Below are 22,096 nucleotides of genomic sequence, written 5' to 3'. Positions count from 1 at the left end.
CATCTACTTAAAAGTAGACAAAAAAGAAGCACCCTGCGAGGTGCTTCTTTTTGTTTTGCTATTAATATCCGCTACGGTCCATATTGCTCATTGTTGCAGCCATTAAAGAACCAAATAAAATAGAGAAAATAATAGATACAACAATACCGATAGCCAACCAGATCAAGTAAGCTTTAGCAAAGTTAGCTTTAGATACATTGGTATTTGCACCGAATGCCCATACAAATAACATTACGATATTTACGAACGGAATAATTATTAATAAAATCGTAAGCATCCAATCTTTGAATGTTAATACTCCTGTGCGTTGATCCGGTTGCGCAGGCGGGTAACCATTGTTTTGCGAATTGTAATCCAAATTTTTCTACCCCTCTCAGTTATGTACTACTTATTGTGTAAAGATGTAAATCCTCTATGATTATACAACTGTTACAGATATGTGACAATAGAGTAATATAAATAACTAGGGTTGTAGACTACTCTCATTTACAAAATCAATGTATCTATAGAAACATTTGATAGCTACTAGACATTCATTCTATTTATTGTATAGTATAGTTAATTGATCGGAATTAAGGATTTAAATATATTGCAAACTATTTATTTGTACGAAACTATTGCAAGTTACTAAAAGTATCTTTATAATGAGATATATTGAATGTTTGATACAAGAAAGTTTTCAAATCTTATTTTCATGGTTAAACATGAGAGTGGCTTCTTTATACTAACAAACCAAAATCGAATAGAGATCTTCGGGGTAGGGTGCAATTCCCGACCGGCGGTGAACGTTTCTTTTATAACTGAAAGAGAGGGTAGCCCGCGACTCATTTTTCTTTTTTGAAAAATGACTGATCTGGTGAGAATCCAGAGCCGACGGTACAGTCCGGATGGGAGAAGATCAACCAATAAGCTTGCCAGTGTATTGTAAAATACAGTTGCACGTTTATTTGATCAAGCCCCCGTTTATTGTACGTTGATAACGGGGGCTTTCCGTATGAGATCTCATATTCAAATTCTAATCACGTAGGGAGTTTGAATCATGGAAAATGCAAGTTATAACATCAAAACAGCATCATCAGCTAGACAGCGTCATATTAAAAGTGGATTTTGGCTCGTTTTTGTAGGAGCAGCGTTATGGGGCGTTGATCCACTGTTTCGAATTATTTTACTCAAAACAATGACTTCAACTCAATTGGTATTGTTGGAGCATTTGATTGTTTTTCTAGCGGCGGCTCCTGTATTATGGGTCAACCGTGCTGAATTAAAAGGATTGAAAATGCGTCATATCGGAGCATTGTTGTTCTTATCCTGGGGTGGATCGGCGATTGCTACGATTCTATTCACGATGGGACTGGCTCATGGTAATCTCAATGCTGTCTTGTTATTACAGAAATTACAACCGATCTTTGCGATTGTATTAGCTCGAATTATTTTAAAAGAAGTGTTACCGCGTGGATTTGGTTGGTTATTTGCTTTGGCATTAGTAGGAACGTATATTTTAACATTTGGATTCGCTATTCCTATCGGACATATGAGTGAATTTGTACAAGTTGGTAGTCTATTTGCTCTAGGTGCAGCAACATTATGGGGTGGATCTACAGTAATGGGACGTTTAATGGTAGGTCAGATGAAATATGAGACCGTAACATCATTACGCTTTATTATGGCTTTACCGTTGTTGCTTGTATTAACATGGCATGAAGGTGCAGCTTGGAGCTTATCTGCTGATTCTGGTGGAATTGCAGCCGTATCTCTGAATTTGCTAGGTCAAGCATTGTTGCCAGGCTTGCTAAGTCTATTAATGTACTACAAAGGTTTGTCTACAACCAAAGCTTCTGTAGCTACACTAGCAGAACTAAGCTTCCCATTAGTCGGTGTAGTTATTAACTGGATCGTATTTGGACAATTATTAACATGGGCTCAATTGGTCGGATTTTTGTTGATCTGGGTAGCATTGTTCTTTATTTCTAGACGTCAGCAACCATCTGATGCCAAAACAGCCGTACCTTCTGCATAACCATTTCTTTGTTATCAAGAAATCATAGATTCTATAATCTATAAATACTAACTTTTATATAAAAAAATCCTGTCTATCTAGCGGAATATCGCTTGAGTAGACAGGATTTTTAGTTTGGACAAGATATCGATGTAATGATATATCGAATATGAAGTAGCTTTTAATCTAAATCGAAAAGTATATTGTTTTTATTTGATAGGTACAAGATCGAAAAAATCTAACTCTCCGTAACCATTTCCTTTGCTAAAACGAATCGTATGATTACCTGCTGTCAACGATAGACGTTGCGTCGATAATCCCCAATTTTCCCAACCTTTATTGGTAATAAAAAAGTCTGTTGGATTGCCGCTATCGACCGATAGTCGAAGAGTAGACCAATCCAGTCCATCTGTGCCATTACCTGTACGTGCAGCTAGCATATACGTTCCTGTAGTCGGGATATTTACCGTATATTGTACATAACTACCGTCTGTATCAATATGACCTGCTTTGGATAGTCCTGAACCATTAGGGCTTGAAGAAGCATAAGCCGCTCCACCGAATGTTCCTTGTTCCCCTTCATAACGGGTACGATCCGGTTCACCGGATGGAATAGAGATCTGCACATTAGGATTAAGAGGTTGACCGAATTGAGGCGTATTGTCTGTATTCCAGCTAAATTTCTGTGTACGAATTTCCCGATTCCACCCTGCATTATTAAATTTGGCAGAATGATAAACGATCCAATCTTCTTTCCCATCAGGAGAAGTAGTAAATGAAGCATGACCGGGTCCATATACGCCATTAGCAGAAGCAAATACAGGTTGAGCGCGTTTGCTCCATGCCGAAGGGCTTAACAAATTGCTATTGGTCTGTGCTGTAATTAGACCTAGCGCATAATCATTTGTCCAGCTTCCACTAGCTGAATAAATTAGATTGATTTTGTTATTTTTGATCACCACTTGAGGGCCTTCGTTGACATTCGGTTGGTGATTGGTCTCCCATGCATACGTAGGGCGGGCAATCTCAACACGTGCTGAATCGATTGTCCATGGGTTACTCATATGAGCGATATATAGGTTTTGTCGTACATTTTCTGAACCTTCCCAGCCTGACCAGATAAAATACAACTGCCCGTTCACCGATAATGGAGTCCCATCGATTGCCCAGCGATTGGTAGTATCTGTGATCTGACCTTTATCTACCCAAGTGCCTTGCATCGGGTTACTGCTAGTATTCTGCATCACATACATACGATGATTCGCATTATCACCGTCGTCTTTGGCATAGTAAATGTACCATGCTCCATTTAGAAAATGAATTTCAGGAGCCCATACATTTTGCCCACCTGTTGTAATTTCACGCTTTTCAGCAGCATCAATACCGGTTAATGTGGAAGATTTCCAGATCGTGACATTGTTACCTGTCGTTTTTGTGAAATAATAGAATCCATCAGTATGTTTATACATCCATGGATCTGCACCATCCTGCATAATGACATTATAAAACTGTTTTTGGACAGATGCCGCAGAAGCGATACTAATACTGGTGCTCATAAGTAAAGTGAATAGCAAAAATAAAACTCCTCCTTTAATGATCAAGCGATGACGTTTCATTGATTCAGCCCCTTTCAGTATAGTAAATAGATAACGCTTACAATACGAACTGTAACGCAGAATAATGTCGGGGAACAGGACGATATTTTGGATGGATAGACATTCTATTGGAGATATGAACGTGAAGGTCTGAATGAAGAGTTTAACCGTTTACACTTTGAGATCAAACAGGTACATTAGGCGTAATTCATATGCTTTGTTTTGCTTTATATCGAGTACATCTGCAAAGTGAGGTTAGGTTATATGGTGAGATGGATCAAGCAATATTGGTTGCCTATGACAAGGTTAAAATTATATGGGTTGCTTGTGGTGATAATAGTCATCATTGGCATACTCGGTTACAGTCTATATCGAAGCGGAATATCATCGTTTATAGGTGATCGTTCTCATCCACAGTCAGTAGCTAATCTATCGACTACAGATCCTATTCAGATATCATTTTGGACGCCTTTTAGCGGTGGGGATATTTCTTTTATGAATGAACTGGTACAACGGTACAACCAAGAAAATACCGATCATATTGTCGTCACGATGAAAAATAATAAATCAGATGATTACTATACCAAATTATCGACAGCTATCGTTACTGAAGAAGCGCCGGATGTAGCGATCATACATGCGTCGATGTTCGCTCAATATATACCCGCCGATTTTATCCAAAATATAAATACTGTTGCTTCTCAAGCAGGTGTGAACTGGCAAGACTTCAATCCGTCTATTCTGGCAAGAACGATGATGCAGACCAATCATTATGCGATTCCTTTAGATACACATTTTAGCGTATTGTATTATAACAAAAAGTGGTTAGCCAAAGCAGGATTGTATCGTGATGGACAGGTGCAGATACAGTCAGGAGAAAAAGGGTTTGTAGACTTTTTGCAGACATTACAAAAGCATATTCCACAGGATGTAGCACCACTTGCTGTACCGAACGTACGGATCGATTCGTTATGGTTGTGGTGGTCATTGTATGCACAGATCGAAGGGGGAGGACAATTGTATACAGCTGACGGACAACGTGCGGCTGTTGATATGCCAGCTGCTAAGCGCTCTTTAGAATTAGTCACTTCCCTGTATGAGCAACAGTTAATTCCGCCTAATATTAATGATGCTTCGAATGAATTTGCTCAAGGGAAAGCAGCAATGCTTTTTCTAGGTGTATGGTCTATCGGCTCTTTTGAAAAAGTACCTGATTTGGATTTTGGTGTAATGCCATTTCCGCAAATTTATGACCATGCAGGATCATGGGGAGATGCACATACGCTTGCTTTTCCAACCCATCATGAACAAGATCCAGAAAAAGTACTGGCGGCTGTCAAATTTGCACACTGGTTAGCCAAGCATGGAGCAGTATGGGGAGAAGCAGGGCATGTACCTGCGGTACAATCGGAAGCATTATCACAAGCTTATCTTTCACTACCTTTGCGAAAAGAGTATGTAGATGAAGCCAATCATGTTGAATATTTCCCCAGCAATCCGAAGCAAATTATGATCAGCGATGCACTGATTAATGAATTGGAGAAAATCTGGTACGGTAAGCAAAGTGTAGATCAGATGCTTGATCATTTAGAGCCTTTGATTAACCAGATTTTGAAGGAGTAAGTCATGCAGATATCTATCAAAAATTGGATTCGTCGCTGGAAAAATATGCGATTAGTTACCCGGCTGATTATTATGAATATTACATTAATTTCGATTCCATTGATTATTTCTTCATGGATTTCTAGTATAGGGTACTCGGATTCGATTCAAACCAATGCAGGTCAATATCAGGCAGATGTAGTGCGCGAATTCACATCGAATTTGGATGCGTATATGAATGAATTAGTCTTATTATCTGTATTGCCTTATCAGTCGCCAGAAATTATGGATTATCTAGAACAGGATACACAAGATCAAGTGATTGATCGATATGAAGATCGCTTATTGTTAGAAAGCTTTGTACGGCGTATTCGGGTGAATGGACGTGTCGATATTGCAGGAGTCGCTTTATTTACGAATCATACGCATTCTTCATATGTAGAATTACCGGATAGTCCGGGCAGATTTGCAGAATCAGGTGATCGAGAACGATTATTAGCGTTAGATACTGAATTGTCAGGCAAAGGGTATTTTATCGCTCCTCACGCAGTATTGTCGGATAACGGAACGGTGTATCAAGTGTTTTCGATTGCTCGTAAAATTCGTAGTCTGGATAACGGCAAAGAGTTAGGCGTGCTGGTGATTGATGTGCCTGCCGAGGCATTGACCGATCGGATTACACATCTGGCAGGTTCGCCTACATCGTTATTTGCAATGATCGATCAGCATAAGCAATTGATTTATAAAAGCCCTTCTTTTCCTGTCGACGATCCTACGCTACAGCAGTATGGAGGAGAAGGTACGTTAACGATTCATAATGGCAAGCAATCGGTACTGCTCACGTATCAGACCTCACCTGTAACTCATTGGACCGTACTGCAAGCAGTTCCTGTAGCAGTACTGGTACAAGATGCCGAGCAGGTTAATCGGCAAATGATCTGGTTAGGCGGAATCTGTCTGATTATCTCGGTGATTGTATCTATATTTCATGCGATGCGAATTACAAGACCGCTCAGTGTATTACGCGATTCTATGAAACTTGTAGAACGTGGAGAGTTTGATATTACGTTACCTGTTCATCAAACAGATGAGATCGGTCATTTGAGTCGTACTTTTAATATTATGGTATCCCGTCTAGGAACCTTAACTTATCGATTGTATGAAACAGAGATTCGGGAAAAAAATGCACAGATTGCTTCACTTCAAAGCCAGATCAATCCTCATTTTTTGTACAATACACTCGGTTCGATCAGTATGTATGCGGAGCTTGAAGGCAATCGTGAAGTGGTTCAAATGACCAATCATCTTAGTGCATTACTCCGGTATAGTATCGGCAGTGATCATAGTGAAGTAACGATCGAGCAAGAATTGGATCATGTCCGAGGATACCTTTCGATTCAGCGTATTCGGTATGATGAGCGCTTAACGTATACGATTCATGCAGACCCATCGCTGTTATCCAGCCCTATTATTCGTCTGACACTACAACCATTAGTAGAAAATGCAATTATTCATGGCTTAGAACGAGGTCGTGGTGATATTTATATTCAGATAAACGTTCATGTAGAGCAGGAGCAGGTTCAGATAGATGTGATTGATAACGGCCCGGGGATGGAGCAAGAATGGATCGAAGAGCAACATCTTCATATGGAAGCCGGTATTTTGCCAGAAGGCCCGGGAGGTCATGGGTTGGTTAATGTTCATCGCAGAATTGCTCTCAAGTATGGCAATGATTATGGCATTACGTTGCATAATCGGGACGAAGGAGGATTGCGCGTTACTGTTGTGATGCCTGCATCTGACATGATCTATTAAGATGACTTGAAGAAAGGAGACTCTTCTTATGTATAACGTTTTAATTGTTGATGATGAGATGATTTTTCGCAAAGGAATAACTCATTTAATTCATGAATCTAATCTGGAATGGACAGTTATTGGTGAAGCCAGAGATGGATTGGAAGCGTTGGAAATGATTCAGTCTCAACGTCCTCATCTGGTAATTACCGATATACGGATGCCTCGTATGGATGGTATTCAACTGCAAGCAACACTGGCAGAACAGTATCCTACTATTCGCTGTATTGTGCTAAGTGGACATAATGATTTTGAGTATGCTCGCAGTTCGATTCGTAGCGGCGCTAGAGATTATTTGCTCAAGCCGGTGAATAAAGAAGAACTGTATACCGCATTATGCAAAGTAGAAGCAGAACTGAGCAAAGAAAGTGAATCTCAATCTGTAGTAGAACATATGCCCAGTCAGCAAGTGATTAGACAGCAGTTATTGAGTAGTCTGATTCATGGCAATATAGCTTATGATGAAGGTGAATTATTCGATCAAGCGAGTATTTCTTTTCCTCATAACGGAATATATTGTCTAATCGTGCAATTGGATCGAGATTCGGTTACAGAACAGCGTTATCGTCAGAATGATCCTGAGTTATTCTTTTTGTATATTCAGCAATTTGTGCGTGAGATGATCATAGAACCTTTACAAGGATACACATTTATAGATCATCATAAAGTGATTGCTCTGATCAATAGTGATCGAAACGAAGCTACAGCACAGCAAATCAAATCATTGTCAGGACAATTAATTCGCACTATTAAGCGCATCTCTCAAATGACCGTTACGATTGGGATCGGTGGCGGAGTAGATGATCTAGAATCGGTACCGAAATCTTATCGTGAAGCAGAGACTGCTCTGTTATATCGCTTAATTTCGGGAGGAGATCAAGTGCTAGTCTATGAATCTTCAGCGACGAATACGATGCCTTTATCTCGATTGCAAGCAGCAGACAGACACTTTTTGGAACAGTTATTAGCACAGGAAAATGGACAAGAATTAACAAGACAAGTGCAAGCTTTTATCGAACGATTATGCAGACAAATGAATCATCCAGAAGTGATCCAACAACAAATATGCAAAATATTATTAGAGTGTTATGAGATTGCACTGGATTACAAAGTACTTAGCGAATGGCTAAATAAGCAGGATATGGGTATGATTTTGCAACATGTGTTGTTGATTAATGAGCGTCAGCAACTCGCACAATATTGCGGAGAATTATTGTATTCGTTATATGATCTCATTCAGCGCAAAGAAGGGCATGTGATCCATGCCGTTGATCAGGTGGTACGTTATCTTGAAGAACATTATGCAGAGCCGATCACTCTAAGTCTAATGGCAGAAAAAGTCTACTTGAATGCTTCTTATCTCAGTAGTCTGTTCAAACATCGATTAGGGCATTCATTTGTCGAAGTACTGACAGAGATACGGATTCGAGAAGCGATCAAGCGATTGATTCATACCGATGAGAAAATTGCTACGATTGCTTATGATACAGGATTTGTGAATATTCGCCATTTTAATCGAGTATTCAAAACAGAAACGGGTACTACACCCAAGCAGTATCGGGATAGTCGTCGTCATTACCAACATCCTGTGTAATTTACAAATAGATTCTCTAGTTATGATCTGCAATAAAGAACTGCCTCACTAGACAGACCTAAATATATGTCTATAGCATCGAAAAAAGCGTCATGGTTCCCCCTTAAAGAATGAATTAAGATTCTAAATGTAAGCGTTATCTAAAAACGCACATACTTATTTATTCGATAAGGGGGTTGTATTAATGAGAAAAACAAAAGGTATTCAAGCCGGATGTATATTGCTGATGGCGATGTTAATCTTATCTGCTTGTGCTGGAGGGAGCGCACCTGCCAGCAGTTCGGAAAGTGGTAAAACAGGCGGTAAAACACAAATCTCATTCTGGACACCATTCAGTGGTGGCGATGGAGAATTTATGACGGCTATGGTGGATAAGTTCAATCAGGAAAATCCGGATATTCAAGTCGAACAACTGAGTAATCGCTCAGAAGATTATTATACCAAATTACAAACGTCTTTAGCTTCCGATCAAGCACCTGATCTAGCGGTATTGCACTCCTCGCGGATGCCTCAATTTGTCCCTGCTGGTTATGTGACTCCACTGGATGATCTTGCTGCAGGTTCCAAAGTCAACTGGGATGAATTTAATCCTACAATTCTAGAATCTACGATCTATGATGGTAAGCATTACTCGATTCCATTAGATACCCATGCTATCGTAATGTATTACAACAAAACATATCTGGAAAAAGCAGGTGTGTTGAAAGATGGTAAACCCGTATACGACCCATCACCAGAAGGATTCACTGCATTTCTAACCAAAATTAAAGAGGCTGTTCCAGCAGATGTGGCTCCACTAGCACAACCTAGCGTACGGATTGATGCTTACTGGATGTTCTGGGGATTCTATAACCAGTTAACCGGTGGCGGTAAGTTCTATGATGACAATGGCCAAGCAGCGCTTAACAATCCACAAGCGCAGCAAGCATTAGAATACGTGAACAGCTTATATACATCCAAATTAATTCCGCCGAATGTGAATGATGCGGTGAAGTTATTCCAAGATCAACGAGCGGCTGTATTGATTACAGGAGTATGGAGTACCGGTTCATTTGAAAATATTAAAGGATTAGACTTTGCGGTTGTACCGATGCCACAAATCTATGATCAACCTGCTACATGGGGCGATTCGCATACATTAGCTTTGCCCAAACACAGTCAGGAAGATCCAGCCAAACAACAAGCAGCATTAACGTTTGTGAATTGGTTAGCAGAGCATGGAGATATGTGGGCAAAAGCAGGGCATATTCCAAGTGTCACCAAAGTACTCGATTCTAAAGAGTTCAAAGATATGCCATATCGTAGCGATTATGCTCAATCGGCTGACTTTGTAAAATACTGGCCTCGTAACGAAAAACAAGGACAGGTCAACGATAATGTTGTGAAAGAATTTGAAAAAATGTTAGCAGGTCAGCAAGATCCAGCGACTACCCTTCAAAAAGCAGATGCTTCGACAAACAAAATTACCGGCAAATAAAGATAGCAAGAGGGAACAATAAGTCATAACAAAAGAAGCGGAGCGATATCAAGATCATACCGCTTCTTTTGTTTGATCTTACTTTGGAAAGGAGTAGACGATTATGGGCACCAAATCTTTAGCGCATCAAGGATGGATAACAGGCATATTAATGATTTTGCCGTATACGATTTTCTTTGCGCTCTTTTCTTTATTTCCGATTTTGTACGGGTTACGTATTAGCTTTTATGATTGGTCTTTGTTAGGAGATAAAGTGTTTGTAGGATTTCAAAACTATACCAATTTAATCGCAGATGAAGAGTTCCGTAGTAATTTGATGCATACCGTAATATTTACAATCATCAGTGTGCCATTAGTCAGTGGAATTGGTCTACTGTTAGCTATTCTGGTTCATGGGATACGTCGTGGACAGTCTTTTTTCCGCATTTCTGTTTTTATGCCATATGTATTATCTGTTTCTGTGATCTCTAGTATCTGGGTGATTTTTTTACAACCGTATACAGGATTGTTTAATCAGATTTTGCGTGCATTAGGACTGATTCATGAAGAAATTTTCTGGTTGTCACAACCCACTCTGGCTTGGGCGGCTATTATTATGTCTACCATCTGGTGGACAGTAGGATTTGTATTTATTTTATTTCTAGCAGGGCTTCAAGATATTCCAGCCTCTTTTTATGAAGCAGGGCAGATCGAAGGCGCAAATCGCTGGCAGACGTTCTGGTATATCACTTTGCCATCATTATCACGTATTACGATACTGGTGATTGTGCTTCAAACTATCGCTTCGTTCAAAATCTTTGGTCAATCCAAATTGATTACAGGCGGAGGACCAGCAGGAGCAACCAAAACGGTCGTATTTTCGATTTATGAAAATGGATTTCAGACGTTCCAGATGGGATATGCGTCAGCGATTGCTTTTGTACTTATGATTGTTATTCTAGTGATCTCTTTAGTGCAGACCTTTATTTTACGGAGACTGGAATCTTAGAAAGGAGAGAGTCATCTATGATGGATCGCATCTATTATTATTTTATTCGTATTGTAGCTGTAGTACTGGCGATATTTTTTCTAATTCCTGTTGTCTGGATGCTAGCTTTATCGTTTACACCAGAAGGAGAAAATGTATTTGGTAATGGATTTCACCTTTCGTTTGCAAACTATGAGAAAGTATTGAGTCAAGCTCCCATCTTCGGTTGGATGGGCAACAGCTTAATGGTGTCTGTGATCACCACAGCGCTTGTACTGATCTTATCTTCGATGGCGGCTTATGCATTTTCTCGGATTACGTTTCCGGGTAGTAAATTTATGTTTCTTTTGTTTTTATCCGGACTGATGATTCCAGCAGAAGCGACATTGATTCCGCTGTATCTTTTTATGAGAGATCTAGGTCTGCTTGGCACACGAACTTCTCTTATTTTGCCTGCGGTTGCGGGACCGATGGGTATTTTTATCCTCAAGCAATTTTTTGATGGATTACCGAAAGACCTTGAAGAAGCAGCTCGGATTGATGGAGCCGGATTTTTTAAAGTCTGGTATAGCATCTTTTTACCATTGTCTCGTCCTGCCTTAGCGGCTTTAGGTATTTTTAGCTTTATCGGTGCATGGAATGATTATGTATGGCCACTGATCTCGATTTCGGACAAAGCGTATATGACGATTACTTTAGGATTGCCGATGTTCCAGAGTTCTTATGTACAGCAGTATGCACTTCCAATGACTGCTAATGCGCTGGCAGCGATTCCGGTATTGATTGTATTTTTGATTTTCCAGAAGCAGATTATTAAAGGAATTGCTTTTACAGGTGGCAAAGAGTTATAAAATCAGTAATTTGAGTAGTTGATAAATAAGCATATAGTTGAAGCATCATTATACAAGCGTTTACCATTCAAAGGAGGAATTACGATTATGACTGCAACAACAACTCGCTCTGAATATCCAAGACCACAATTTGAACGAGCAGACTGGATCAATCTAAATGGAACATGGGAATTTGCATTTGACGATGATCGTGTCGGTGATCAGCAGAAATGGCATCTGGATCGACAAGATGTATTTGATCAGAGTATTCAAGTTCCGTTTACTTTTCAAAGTGAATTGAGTGGTATCGGGGATACAGGATTTCATGATCTGGTCTGGTATCGCAAATCTATAGAAGTGCCATCGGATTGGAAAGGCAAGCGCACAATTTTACATTTTGGAGCGGTGGATTATACAGCGACTGTCTGGATCAATGGAAAATGGGCAGCATTTCATGAAGGTGGACATACTCCTTTTCAAGCGGATATTACCGAACTATTAGAAGCAGATCATAACGAAATCGTATTGCGTGTAGAAGATTATAGTCAAGATGTGACATTACCGCGGGGCAAGCAATACTGGAAAGAAGACTCGGCTAGCATTTTCTATACCCGTACTACTGGCATCTGGCAGACGGTATGGCTCGAAGCGGTTGACCCTGCTCATATTCGCAAAGCTAAATTTACGGCTGATATTGATCAGAATGAAATCAAAGTGCGGTTATTTTATTCTTCAGCAACGATGCAAAAAAAATTACGGACACGATTAACGATTACATTTGCAGGGGAGTTTGTCGCACAGGATGAATTTGTAGTGACCCATACAGAACATACACGTTCGATCGGTTTACATGATTTTAACGATCATGAATTGGGACGATGGTGGTCACCGGAAAAACCACATCTATACGATATTCAGCTAGAGTTAGTAGAGCAGGATGTTGTTATTGATTCTGTGCAATCGTACTTTGGGATGCGTAAAATTTCGATAGAAAATGGAAAGCTTCATTTAAATAATCGTCCGTACTTTCTACGTCTAGTACTCGATCAAGGTTATTTCCCTGATGGAATTTTAACTGCACCGTCGGATGAAGCATTTATTCAAGATATCGAATTAACACAAGCAATGGGCTTTAATGGAGTGCGTAAGCATCAGAAAATGGAAGATCCACGCTTTCTATACTGGTGTGATCGCAAAGGTCTGCTAGTATGGGGAGAAGCGGCGAATGCTTATAATTATTCGGAAGAATACGTACGCCGTTTTACACAGGAATGGCAAGAAGTGCTTGAGCGTGATTATAATCATCCATCGATTGTGGTCTGGGTACCGATGAATGAAAGCTGGGGCATCCCGAATGTGAAAAATGATCAGCGGCAACAACAGCATGGACTAACACTGTATCATTTAACCAAGTCACTCGATGACACACGTCCTGTTATTTATAACGATGGCTGGGAAATGATGGAGACTGATCTGGTAGCAATTCATGATTATGCATGGCAAGAAGAAGTGTTAGATGAACGTTATGCTTCGATTGAAAAGGCTGTACATAGTCTACCAGGTAATCGTGAGATTTTTGTCGGCGGAGCAACGTATCAAGGGCAACCGATTCTGATCACAGAATTTGGCGGAATCGCATATAAAAAAAGTGAGTGGGAAGGCTGGGGATACTCGGGCGCAGACAATGATGAAGATTATCTACAACGCTTAGCCGCTGTTATTCGTCCACTACATCGCTCTCCGATCGTGCAAGGATTCTGTTATACCCAGCTCACCGATGTAGAGCAGGAGATCAATGGTCTAGTTACGTATGATCGTAAGCCCAAAGTGCCGCTCGAAGATATTCGTCGTATCGTTATGAACTTATCCTAAATATATACATGATCCTTTATTGTAAGTAAACCGGAGTGTTGCTATATACCTGACTCTATTAGTCCAGAGGTGTATAGCAACACTTTTTGGTATATATACAAATAAATCATCGTATACGATCTTCATTATCCCTTCAGTAATTTACACGAAAGATTGTCATAATCCGTAAACTATCCTATACTACAAAGTTGTTACTTTATACATCTTATGAACATTTCAGAATATTCCAAAACTACGCTACGATTCAAAGATAAGTAGGCTTATGCGTTCTGGATTCAACCTGATAAAGGAGGAATAGCGTTGTCAGATCAAAAAAATCTGCCATCTTCTCGTAAACGATATGCGCAGGGCAACCCGACCGAAGAGCTTGCTCGACGTCTTATCCATTTATCCGGTGGACCTGATAATCTAGTAGAAGTGATGCACTGTACAACACGTATCCGATTGAAATTAAAAAATGATCATCCAATCAACGAGGCTGAACTGCAACAGATCAAAGAAGTGCAAAATATTAATAGATTGCCCGGGCAATTGCAGATTATTGTCGGCCCTGAACTTGTCTACAAACTGCATCGGAAAATGAATATTGTGCTTCGCCAGTATGAAAACTCAGCGCATCTACAGACATCTGCAGAAGGTCAAGCTGGTACAGCATCGCAAGTCGATCAGTTATCAGAATCCCAGCATCCTTATCGCAGACGGGGAATAGCCGGGCGTATTATACAGGTAGCGACAGTGTTTTCAGATATTTTGATTCCTATATTACCGCTGTTTATAGCAGCAGGTATTTTATTAGGACTCGTTACCATTTTACAATCTTCGAGTTGGGTAGCAGAAGATGCAGTATGGTTCCGATTACTTGGATTGCTGACAAGTTCTGCTTTTCAAGTGATTAGTGTGCTATTCGGTTATCATGCAGTAAAACGATTTGGAGGTACTCCGGCGATAGGAGCAGTACTGGGTATTGCGATGTCTCAGCCTGATCTGGCGATCTTAATTGGTCATACAACGATGCAGGGCGTGAATACAATGGTAGCACCTCAATTTAGTTATCAAGGTGCAATGATGCCGATTATTTTAGCTTCCTTAGTGATGGCATGGATAGAAAAAGGAATCCGTCGTATTCTGCCACCCTCTGCATCTACACTTCTCGCTCCAGCGATCAGTCTAATTACAGGCGGTACGCTTGCTATTTTATTAATCAGTCCAATCGCGATCTGGCTTGGAGAATGGATAGGTCAGTGGCTAGAATATCTCTTCACGTACGGCGGAACATTGTTCGGATTTATTCTTGGTGGTATTTATAGCACGATTGTATTAACCGGTCTACATCAAGGCATACAAGCGCTTGAGATTGCACTTATCTCCGATCCTCATGTAGGTGTTAATTTTCTATTGCCTATCTGGTCGATGGCGAATATGGCACAAGGCGGGGCAGGACTGGCTGTCTATTTGGCGACTCGTAATCCTGAATTAAGAAAAGTCGCTTTATCTGGATCGATTACCGCTTTTCTCGGTATTACAGAACCGATCGCGCTCGGGGTAAATCTCAAGTTAGGTCGTCCTTTTCTAAGTGCGGCGATCGGTGGAGCAGTAGGAGGCGCTTATGTCGGTCTGCATCACGTAGTAGCCAGCTCATTTGGATTAACAGGGATTCCTATGCTAGTCTATATTGTTCCTTTTGGAGAACTGAATTTTATTCATTATATGATAGGCTTTGTGCTCGCAGCCGGAATTGCGTTTTTGACGACTCTGTTGCTAGGGGTAGAAAAGCCAGCTTTTCGATACAATATCTCACATTTTGTTCGTAAATTCACAGGAGGAGCTTATGAAGATCAAAAAGATTCTCAATAATAATGCTGTGGTCGTCGATGATCATGGACAAGAAAAGATCGCTATGGGCGGCGGTATTTCTTTTGAAAAAGGGAAAAACGATATCGTAGATACCCAGCGGATTGAAAAACTATTTGTATTGGAAGATCAAGAGCGTTACGGGTATCTTCAAGAAATGCTACAAAAGTTGCCTGAAGAAGAGATCGCTGTATCTGAACGGATTATTTCGTATGCAGAACAAGAATTACAAGTTTCTTTTAATGAACATATTCATATTGCCTTAACCGATCATTTGTCATTTGCTCTAGAACGTCTGCGCAATGGCATGATTATTCATAATACCTTATTAGAAGAGATTCGATTGCTGTATCCCGCAGAGTTTGAGATTGGGCTACATGCGAAGCAGTTGATTACACAGCACTTGCAGATCGATATTCCTGAAGATGAAGTCGGATATATTGCGATGCATATTCATACCGCACGAATGAATGCAGGAGCTCAAGAAACAGCCACAAGCATGGCAGCCATGATCAAAGATATGGTGAAAGATATCGAATACATGTTGAACCAACCACTGGATCATAAGTCAGCCGATTATGAGCGCTTGATCAGCCAACTGAAAAGTATTCTTCAAGAATATGAAAAAGATCAGCCAGGAAGTGAGCTTAATCGCGAGTTGATTCAGATTGCAGTAGAGAAATACAAAACATTATATGAGCAAGTAGAAGAGATGGCAGAGAATATGGAAGATGAATATGATTATACTTTTACAGAGAGTCAGTGCGTATTAATGACGATCGAAGTGAATCGTCTACGGGAAAGACTGGGTCATAGCTCCTGATAATATAAAAGAATTCACTTATACAGTCGCTTATGATTCTGTGGATAGCGGAATAAAAGTCGCTAATCATACCAAAAATAACTATTCATATAGACTAACGACCCGAGTCGATAGGTTGCAGTTAATAGCATAAATATACAATTGACTAGGTACAAAGTATGTATAAATTATTGTAGATTACAAAATTGTAAACTTTGAAACAGTGAAAATAAGACTAAATATCATGAAAATTAATGAAAATTTACAAAATTATCCTTTTTACTCTTTTTGCAAATTGATTCATTCAGTCTATAGTGTGTTAGTGATTTGCCCTATAGAATAAATGTCAGCAACAGCATATTCGGGTGTGTTACTGGTAAAGCAGGCAAGACCTAAAAACTCCGTGAGGAATCCGGGCGACAAGTGTCGTTCGTTCTTCAGAGGAATTTTTAGGTCTTTTTTGTGCGCCAAAACAGCCACAATTTGAAATTAGAGAGGAAGAACACAATGAAAATCAAGAATTTCTCAAGAAAAACAGTCGCTATAATGATGGCAGCTACTATGCTAACAGGAGGAACTTCTGTTTTTGCAAGTGGTTCAGAATCAGATTACGGAAATGGTACACAGCCAACTCCACCACCTGTTGTAGAAACACCGTCATCTGTTTTTAATGATACTTACGGATTTACACATCTTACACGCTTTGATGCATTGAAAATAGCTAGTCAGCAAAAAGAATCTCGCTATCAAGTTCCACAATTTGATGCATCTACCATTCGCAACATTCCGTCTGCTAAAGGTAAAGATGCAAATGGCAAAACGATTGATCTTGATGTATGGGATACATGGCCATTGCAAAATGCAGATGGTACAGTAGCGAACTATAATGGATATGAAGTCGTCTTTGGACTAGCAGGAGATCCAAAAGTATCGTCAGATACATTTATTTATCTGTTCTACAAAAAAGTAGGCGATCAATCATTAGATGCATGGAAAAATGCAGGTCGTGTATTTAAAGACAGCGACAAAATGGTTCCTAATGATACGATCTTAAATAATCAATCTGAAGAATGGTCAGGTTCTGCAACAATGACCAAAGACGGCAAAGTGCGTTTGTTCTATACTAACCGTCAACCTTGGGATGCAGACAAAGGATTTTTCGGTAAACAAACATTAACAACTGCTCAAGTTAATGTATCTGAACCTTCGAATGGAACACTTCAGATCAACGGTGTAGAAGACCTTAAGTCTATTTTTGATGGTGATGGCAAAATGTATCAAACCGTTGATCAAGCATTCCGTGCGGGTGATTATTCTGATAACCACACATTAAGAGATCCGCATTATGTAGAAGACAATGGACACAAATATCTAGTATTTGAAGCGAATACAGGTTCTGAAACAGGTTATCAAGGTCAATCTATGTTCTCAAACAAAGCTTACTATGGTGGAGATGACGACTTTTTCAAATCAGAATACCAAAAAGTAATGAATAACCCGAGTCGTAATTACATGACGATTGCGAACGGTGCATTAGGTATTATTGAATTGAATAACGATTATTCTCTTAAAAAAGTAATGAAACCATTGATTGCTTCTAATACAGTAACCGATGAGATCGAACGTGCTAACATTTTTGAAAAAGACGGCAAATGGTACCTATTCACAGATACACGCGGTGCTAAAATGTTCGTAGACGGTGTTGATGCAGAAGATATCTATATGCTTGGATATGTAGCTGATTCAATTGATGGGCCTTACAAACCACTTAACGGTAGTGGACTGGTATTGCACCAAGATTTGAACAAACGTGATGTTACATGGAATTATGCTCATTTCGCAATTCCACAAGTAAAAGGCAACAAAGTCGTAATTACTAGCTATATGACCAACAGAGGATTCTATACCGATCATCATTCTACATTTGCACCAAGCTTTGAAGTAGAAATTGACGGTAGTGAAACCAAAGTCGTTCCTAATAGCATTTTAGAGCAAGGTCAAGTCACTTCTAATTAAATACGTTCTAAATCAATAAGTCTTGAAGATTCAATAAAGAGACAGGAAAAGAAAATGTCCGTCAAAGAGCGGCATTTTCTTTTCCTTTATTGCTTTTATCTGTAGATTAAAATGCAGTCACAAAAAGGAAACACTAATATATGGAGGTGCTCACTTGAACAACAGCAACCACGCATCGAAATATCGCCGGACACTTGTTGTTCTCAGTGTGTTCGGATGTATTATATTGGGTGCCTTACTCTACTTTTTTACACAGACTAGTGCAAAAGGAAGTACTCAGAGTACTCAGAACAATCTTCCTAACTATAGCGCTTCTAATACAAATGCAACATCTGTTAGTAGCGAACGTCCTGATTATCATTTTACAGTACCGGACAAATGGAAAAACGATCCGCAACGTCCTATTTATTTTAAAGGAAAGTATCACTACTATTATCTCTATAACAAAGATTATCCGAATGGCAATGGCACCGAATGGCGTCATGCTACTTCTACCGATCTGATTCACTGGCAAGATCATGGAGTAGCCATTCCTAAATATACAAATAAAAATGGTGATCCATGGTCAGGTTCTGTCGTTGTCGATACGAACAATACTGCTGGATTTGGTAAAAATGCTTTTATCGCTATCGTAACGCAACCTTCAGCTAATGGTGGAGCACAAGAACAGTATCTATGGTATAGCAAAAATGGAGGTAATACCTTTACGCCTTATGGAAAAAAACCTATTTTATCCAATCCCGGAACTGCGGATTTTCGCGATCCCAAAATAACATGGGATGCTCGTTCCAAACATTGGATTATGTTAATGGCAGAAGGAAACAAAATAGGCTTTTACACATCGACTAATTTGAAGCATTGGACGTATACCAGTGGATTTCTTACAGACAATGTAGGGATACTGGAATGTCCTGATCTGTACCTCATGCAAGCCGCCAATGGAGCTTATAAATGGGTGCTGGGTGCGAGCGCTAATGGTCGCGGAGCAGGTAATCCAAATACGTATGCTTACTGGACAGGAAGCTTTAATGGCAAGAAATTTATAGCTGACCGCAAAGAACCGAAATGGTTGGATCATGGATTTGATTGGTATGCGGCAGTAACATTTGAGATTGCTGGAGCTTCTAATCCGTATGAACAACGTTATGCTTTTGGCTGGATGAACAATTGGGATTATGTGAACAATACACCGACGATGAAAGAAGGATTTAATGGCATGGATTCGATTGTTCGTAAAATACGACTTCGATTCAATGGTCAATCCTATGATCTATCTTCGCAACCGATCGGAGCAATCAGCCAGATTCCTGCATCTACGCAGACCGTTCCACGGATAGAAGTTGAAGGCACGGAAGCACTCCCTATGAGCGGAGCTTCTTATCAGTTAGATGCTGATATTTCATGGTCTGACTTGAAAAATGTAGGATTACGTCTACGAGAGTCGGCGGACAAAAGCCGTCATGTGGATGTAGGAGTGTTCGTAGAAGGCAAGTATACGTATGTGAACCGAGCATACACCGGACATCCTGATACCAATGGAAAAAGTCTGGAAAGTCAGGCGGCATTTAATACCGATAAGAAAAAAGTTCATTTGAAAGTGTTAGTGGACAAAAATAGTATCGAAGTGTTTGTAGATGATGGTACAGTGGCATATTCGAGTCTGATTTTCCCGAACAAAGAAGATCAAGGAATCAGTCTATTTGCAGAAGGTGGCAAAGCCATTTTTGAAAATGTAGTCTTAAAACAATTTAATTCATAATCAATTAAGCCGAACCTTTTGAATCTTTATTCAATCAAAAGTGTTCGGTTTTTTTGATAACAGTATCTTTGATTCATGAAGCGCTAATCGCAGCAATAAACTTTTCGAAATCGTCCAATTGTTCTTCTATAATGCCTTGAATAATTTCTACCTGTACGCCTTGATAATCATGAATAGCTATATTCCGAAAACCGACCATGGCTTTGATACTTTGGTTCAGTTCTTTATCCAATATTCCATTGCGAAAAAGCAGATCAAACACATCTCGACTGCTCTGTGGTACTCCAAGATTACGTTCAGAAATGATATGTATCGCCAGATCAAGACAAGCTTCGCAAGCCCGTTGAAGATTTAAAATAATCGAATCTTGCTTGGTATAGTTGAATAAATTATCTTCTTCGCCGGCATATTCTTCATGAATACGGGCAACACAGCGACGAATCGTAGCCGTTTTGTTAAGTAAAATATCTTGATTCATAGCGTGCCTCTTTTCTCTATAAAGTGATCTAGTAGATATTGTCGCTTATCATTCAATTGTACATACTCGCGAAAAGCCTGCATATAGGAGAGTTGCCTTAGCAAAGGATTTTCTTCATATAATACAATTCCTGTAGTAGCGATTTGAATCTGAAATACAGTGCTTGCTTCTTGAAAATCAATCAAATCTACATCTCGCTCTAATAAGTCGGCTACTTGTTGTCCAATTCGAAATCGTTGGTATGTCGATCTGCGTATAGAAGATAAATAAGCAATATCGATATCACTTTCAGGTCGCATCGTACCTTTGGCAACCGAACCAAAAATAATAATTGTATGAGCATCGCATCGGCTACGCAACTCTTCCACAATAAGGAGTTGTTGCTGTTGAGACAACGATAATATAGACAAGTGCAACAACTCCTTGATTGTGTAAAGTTTTATTTTATAGTCAGTAGATCATGTATAATTACAGACTATTTCATGTATAGGGGTAATCACCTATTATGATAATGATTTGGTGAACAAGACATGAGGAATATCGGATTCTAAAAATACATCAGAAGATTGTACATATCCTAAGCGCTCATAAAAAGCTGCTGCTTGTGTCTGACCATGTAATTTGGCTTGAGTTAGCCCTTGTTCTCTTGCTAATTGTTCCATATGGTCAACAAGCATTTTGCCAACACCATACTTACGATATTCTTGTAATACACAGATACGCTCTAACTTGGCTACTCCTTCAACAACACGCAGACGTGAAGTCGCCACAGGTGTCTCACCATCATATACAATAATATGCGGAATAGTTGTACTTGCATTATCCCACTCATCGTATTCTTCGTCCAAAGGTACACCCTGTTCATTCACAAATACGGCTTTGCGAACAAACAGGCAATGATCCAATTCATATTCATTTTCGACTTGCTTAATCAGTAGTTCCATCTGTAGGCTCCATCCTTTACTTCGTATTCTATAGTGATGCTTTCTGTTATTACTTCTATAATAAATATGTATAGATAAAGAAGTAATAGACTGTCTTTATATTTTAACGAAATGATGATAAATGTAAACCGCCCCATTTTACAGCATCCACCAAAGTCTGTTAAAATATTGAAAAGATGAAGGAGTTGAATAAGATGAATGAGATGTTTACTAATCTAGGAGACCGTCCACTTGATGAAAATACACAAAGAGCCGCTCAATTCAAACATAAAGAACGAGAAAGCAGAGAACACAAAGGGTATTCTTTTCTATATGAAGCTACGAATTTGTTGATTGGCGTGGGTATACTGGCTGCTGTTGTAGGGATAGGTGTATGGTTAAGCTAATAGATAACGGATTACGATACCATTGAGCAAAAGAATCTGAATCTACATGTCAGGTTCTTTTTTTGTACATTAT

Annotated in this window: 18 protein-coding genes and 1 riboswitch; of the genes, 13 read left to right on the top strand and 5 right to left on the bottom strand. The window is 39.6% G+C overall.

The genetic code is table 11. The features are described 5' to 3' along the window. Positions 1-61: 61 nt before the first annotated feature. Positions 62-358 carry a hypothetical protein gene (locus PQ460_RS16805; RefSeq protein ID WP_274170519.1) on the bottom strand — a complete coding sequence of 99 codons (297 nt, stop codon included), beginning with the start codon at positions 356-358 and terminating at the stop codon, positions 62-64. Between the two features lie 386 nt (positions 359-744). Beyond that, a riboswitch (FMN riboswitch) is annotated at positions 745-903 on the top strand. Positions 904-1,039: 136 nt separating this feature from the next. Here PQ460_RS16805 and PQ460_RS16800 point away from each other — a divergent pair. Beyond that, a complete protein-coding gene (locus PQ460_RS16800; RefSeq protein WP_274170518.1) occupies positions 1,040-2,017 on the top strand; it encodes a DMT family transporter in 978 nt (325 codons plus the stop codon). A gap of 188 nt (positions 2,018-2,205) precedes the next feature. Here PQ460_RS16800 and PQ460_RS16795 read toward each other — a convergent pair whose 3' ends face one another. Beyond that, the gene (locus PQ460_RS16795) at positions 2,206-3,552 is read right to left on the bottom strand and encodes a family 43 glycosylhydrolase (protein ID WP_274172952.1); all 1,347 of its coding nucleotides are present in this window, start codon (positions 3,550-3,552) and stop codon (positions 2,206-2,208) included. Between the two features lie 336 nt (positions 3,553-3,888). Between PQ460_RS16795 and PQ460_RS16790 the strand changes: the two genes are divergently transcribed. From PQ460_RS16790 to PQ460_RS16740, 11 genes are all read left to right on the top strand, one after another. After that, positions 3,889-5,214 (top strand): extracellular solute-binding protein, encoded by a 1,326-nt coding sequence (locus PQ460_RS16790; protein ID WP_274170517.1) that lies wholly within the window; start codon positions 3,889-3,891, stop codon positions 5,212-5,214. A gap of 3 nt (positions 5,215-5,217) precedes the next feature. Next, the gene (locus tag PQ460_RS16785; protein WP_274170516.1) at positions 5,218-7,008 is read left to right on the top strand and encodes a cache domain-containing sensor histidine kinase; all 1,791 of its coding nucleotides are present in this window, start codon (positions 5,218-5,220) and stop codon (positions 7,006-7,008) included. Positions 7,009-7,036: 28 nt separating this feature from the next. After that, positions 7,037-8,641: a response regulator gene (locus PQ460_RS16780; protein WP_274170515.1), complete on the top strand. Its 1,605-nt coding sequence runs from the start codon at positions 7,037-7,039 to the stop codon at positions 8,639-8,641. A 184-nt stretch (positions 8,642-8,825) separates the two neighbouring features. Next, on the top strand, positions 8,826-10,118 hold the full coding sequence (locus PQ460_RS16775) for an ABC transporter substrate-binding protein (RefSeq protein ID WP_274170514.1): 1,293 nt from the start codon (positions 8,826-8,828) through the stop codon (positions 10,116-10,118). A 103-nt stretch (positions 10,119-10,221) separates the two neighbouring features. Continuing rightward, positions 10,222-11,106 carry a carbohydrate ABC transporter permease gene (locus PQ460_RS16770; protein ID WP_273615481.1) on the top strand — a complete coding sequence of 295 codons (885 nt, stop codon included), beginning with the start codon at positions 10,222-10,224 and terminating at the stop codon, positions 11,104-11,106. Between the two features lie 17 nt (positions 11,107-11,123). Continuing rightward, positions 11,124-11,936, top strand: coding sequence for a carbohydrate ABC transporter permease (locus PQ460_RS16765; protein ID WP_273615482.1), 813 nt, complete (start codon positions 11,124-11,126; stop codon positions 11,934-11,936). 87 nt (positions 11,937-12,023) lie between these two features. Further along, the gene (locus tag PQ460_RS16760; protein ID WP_274170513.1) at positions 12,024-13,787 is read left to right on the top strand and encodes a glycoside hydrolase family 2 protein; all 1,764 of its coding nucleotides are present in this window, start codon (positions 12,024-12,026) and stop codon (positions 13,785-13,787) included. 300 nt (positions 13,788-14,087) lie between these two features. Continuing rightward, a complete protein-coding gene (locus tag PQ460_RS16755) occupies positions 14,088-15,641 on the top strand; it encodes a PTS transporter subunit EIIC (RefSeq protein ID WP_274170512.1) in 1,554 nt (517 codons plus the stop codon). After that, positions 15,616-16,461 (top strand): PRD domain-containing protein, encoded by an 846-nt coding sequence (locus PQ460_RS16750; RefSeq protein ID WP_274170511.1) that lies wholly within the window; start codon positions 15,616-15,618, stop codon positions 16,459-16,461. Before PQ460_RS16755 ends, PQ460_RS16750 begins: the two co-directional genes overlap by 26 nt. Positions 16,462-16,947: 486 nt before the next feature. Then, positions 16,948-18,456: a glycoside hydrolase family 68 protein gene (locus PQ460_RS16745; protein ID WP_274170510.1), complete on the top strand. Its 1,509-nt coding sequence runs from the start codon at positions 16,948-16,950 to the stop codon at positions 18,454-18,456. Between the two features lie 154 nt (positions 18,457-18,610). Beyond that, positions 18,611-20,215 carry a glycoside hydrolase family 32 protein gene (locus tag PQ460_RS16740; RefSeq protein WP_274170509.1) on the top strand — a complete coding sequence of 535 codons (1,605 nt, stop codon included), beginning with the start codon at positions 18,611-18,613 and terminating at the stop codon, positions 20,213-20,215. A gap of 73 nt (positions 20,216-20,288) precedes the next feature. Here PQ460_RS16740 and hepT read toward each other — a convergent pair whose 3' ends face one another. The 3 genes from hepT to PQ460_RS16725 all read right to left on the bottom strand — a co-directional run bounded on the left by hepT (position 20,289) and on the right by PQ460_RS16725 (position 21,637). Then, the gene (gene hepT / locus PQ460_RS16735; RefSeq protein WP_274170508.1) at positions 20,289-20,693 is read right to left on the bottom strand and encodes a type VII toxin-antitoxin system HepT family RNase toxin; all 405 of its coding nucleotides are present in this window, start codon (positions 20,691-20,693) and stop codon (positions 20,289-20,291) included. Then, on the bottom strand, positions 20,690-21,103 hold the full coding sequence (gene mntA, locus PQ460_RS16730; protein WP_274170507.1) for a type VII toxin-antitoxin system MntA family adenylyltransferase antitoxin: 414 nt from the start codon (positions 21,101-21,103) through the stop codon (positions 20,690-20,692). Before mntA ends, hepT begins: the two co-directional genes overlap by 4 nt. Positions 21,104-21,196: 93 nt before the next feature. Next, on the bottom strand, positions 21,197-21,637 hold the full coding sequence (locus PQ460_RS16725) for a GNAT family N-acetyltransferase (RefSeq protein ID WP_273615490.1): 441 nt from the start codon (positions 21,635-21,637) through the stop codon (positions 21,197-21,199). A gap of 194 nt (positions 21,638-21,831) precedes the next feature. Here PQ460_RS16725 and PQ460_RS16720 point away from each other — a divergent pair, with 194 nt between their 5' ends. Continuing rightward, positions 21,832-22,023, top strand: coding sequence for a hypothetical protein (locus PQ460_RS16720; protein WP_273615491.1), 192 nt, complete (start codon positions 21,832-21,834; stop codon positions 22,021-22,023). Positions 22,024-22,096: the final 73 nt, after the last annotated feature.

The organism is Paenibacillus sp. KACC 21273, from assembly GCF_028736095.1.
Taxonomy (GTDB): domain Bacteria; phylum Bacillota; class Bacilli; order Paenibacillales; family Paenibacillaceae; genus Saccharibacillus; species Saccharibacillus kyungheensis.
This window is presented reverse-complemented; position numbering and strand designations above follow the sequence as displayed.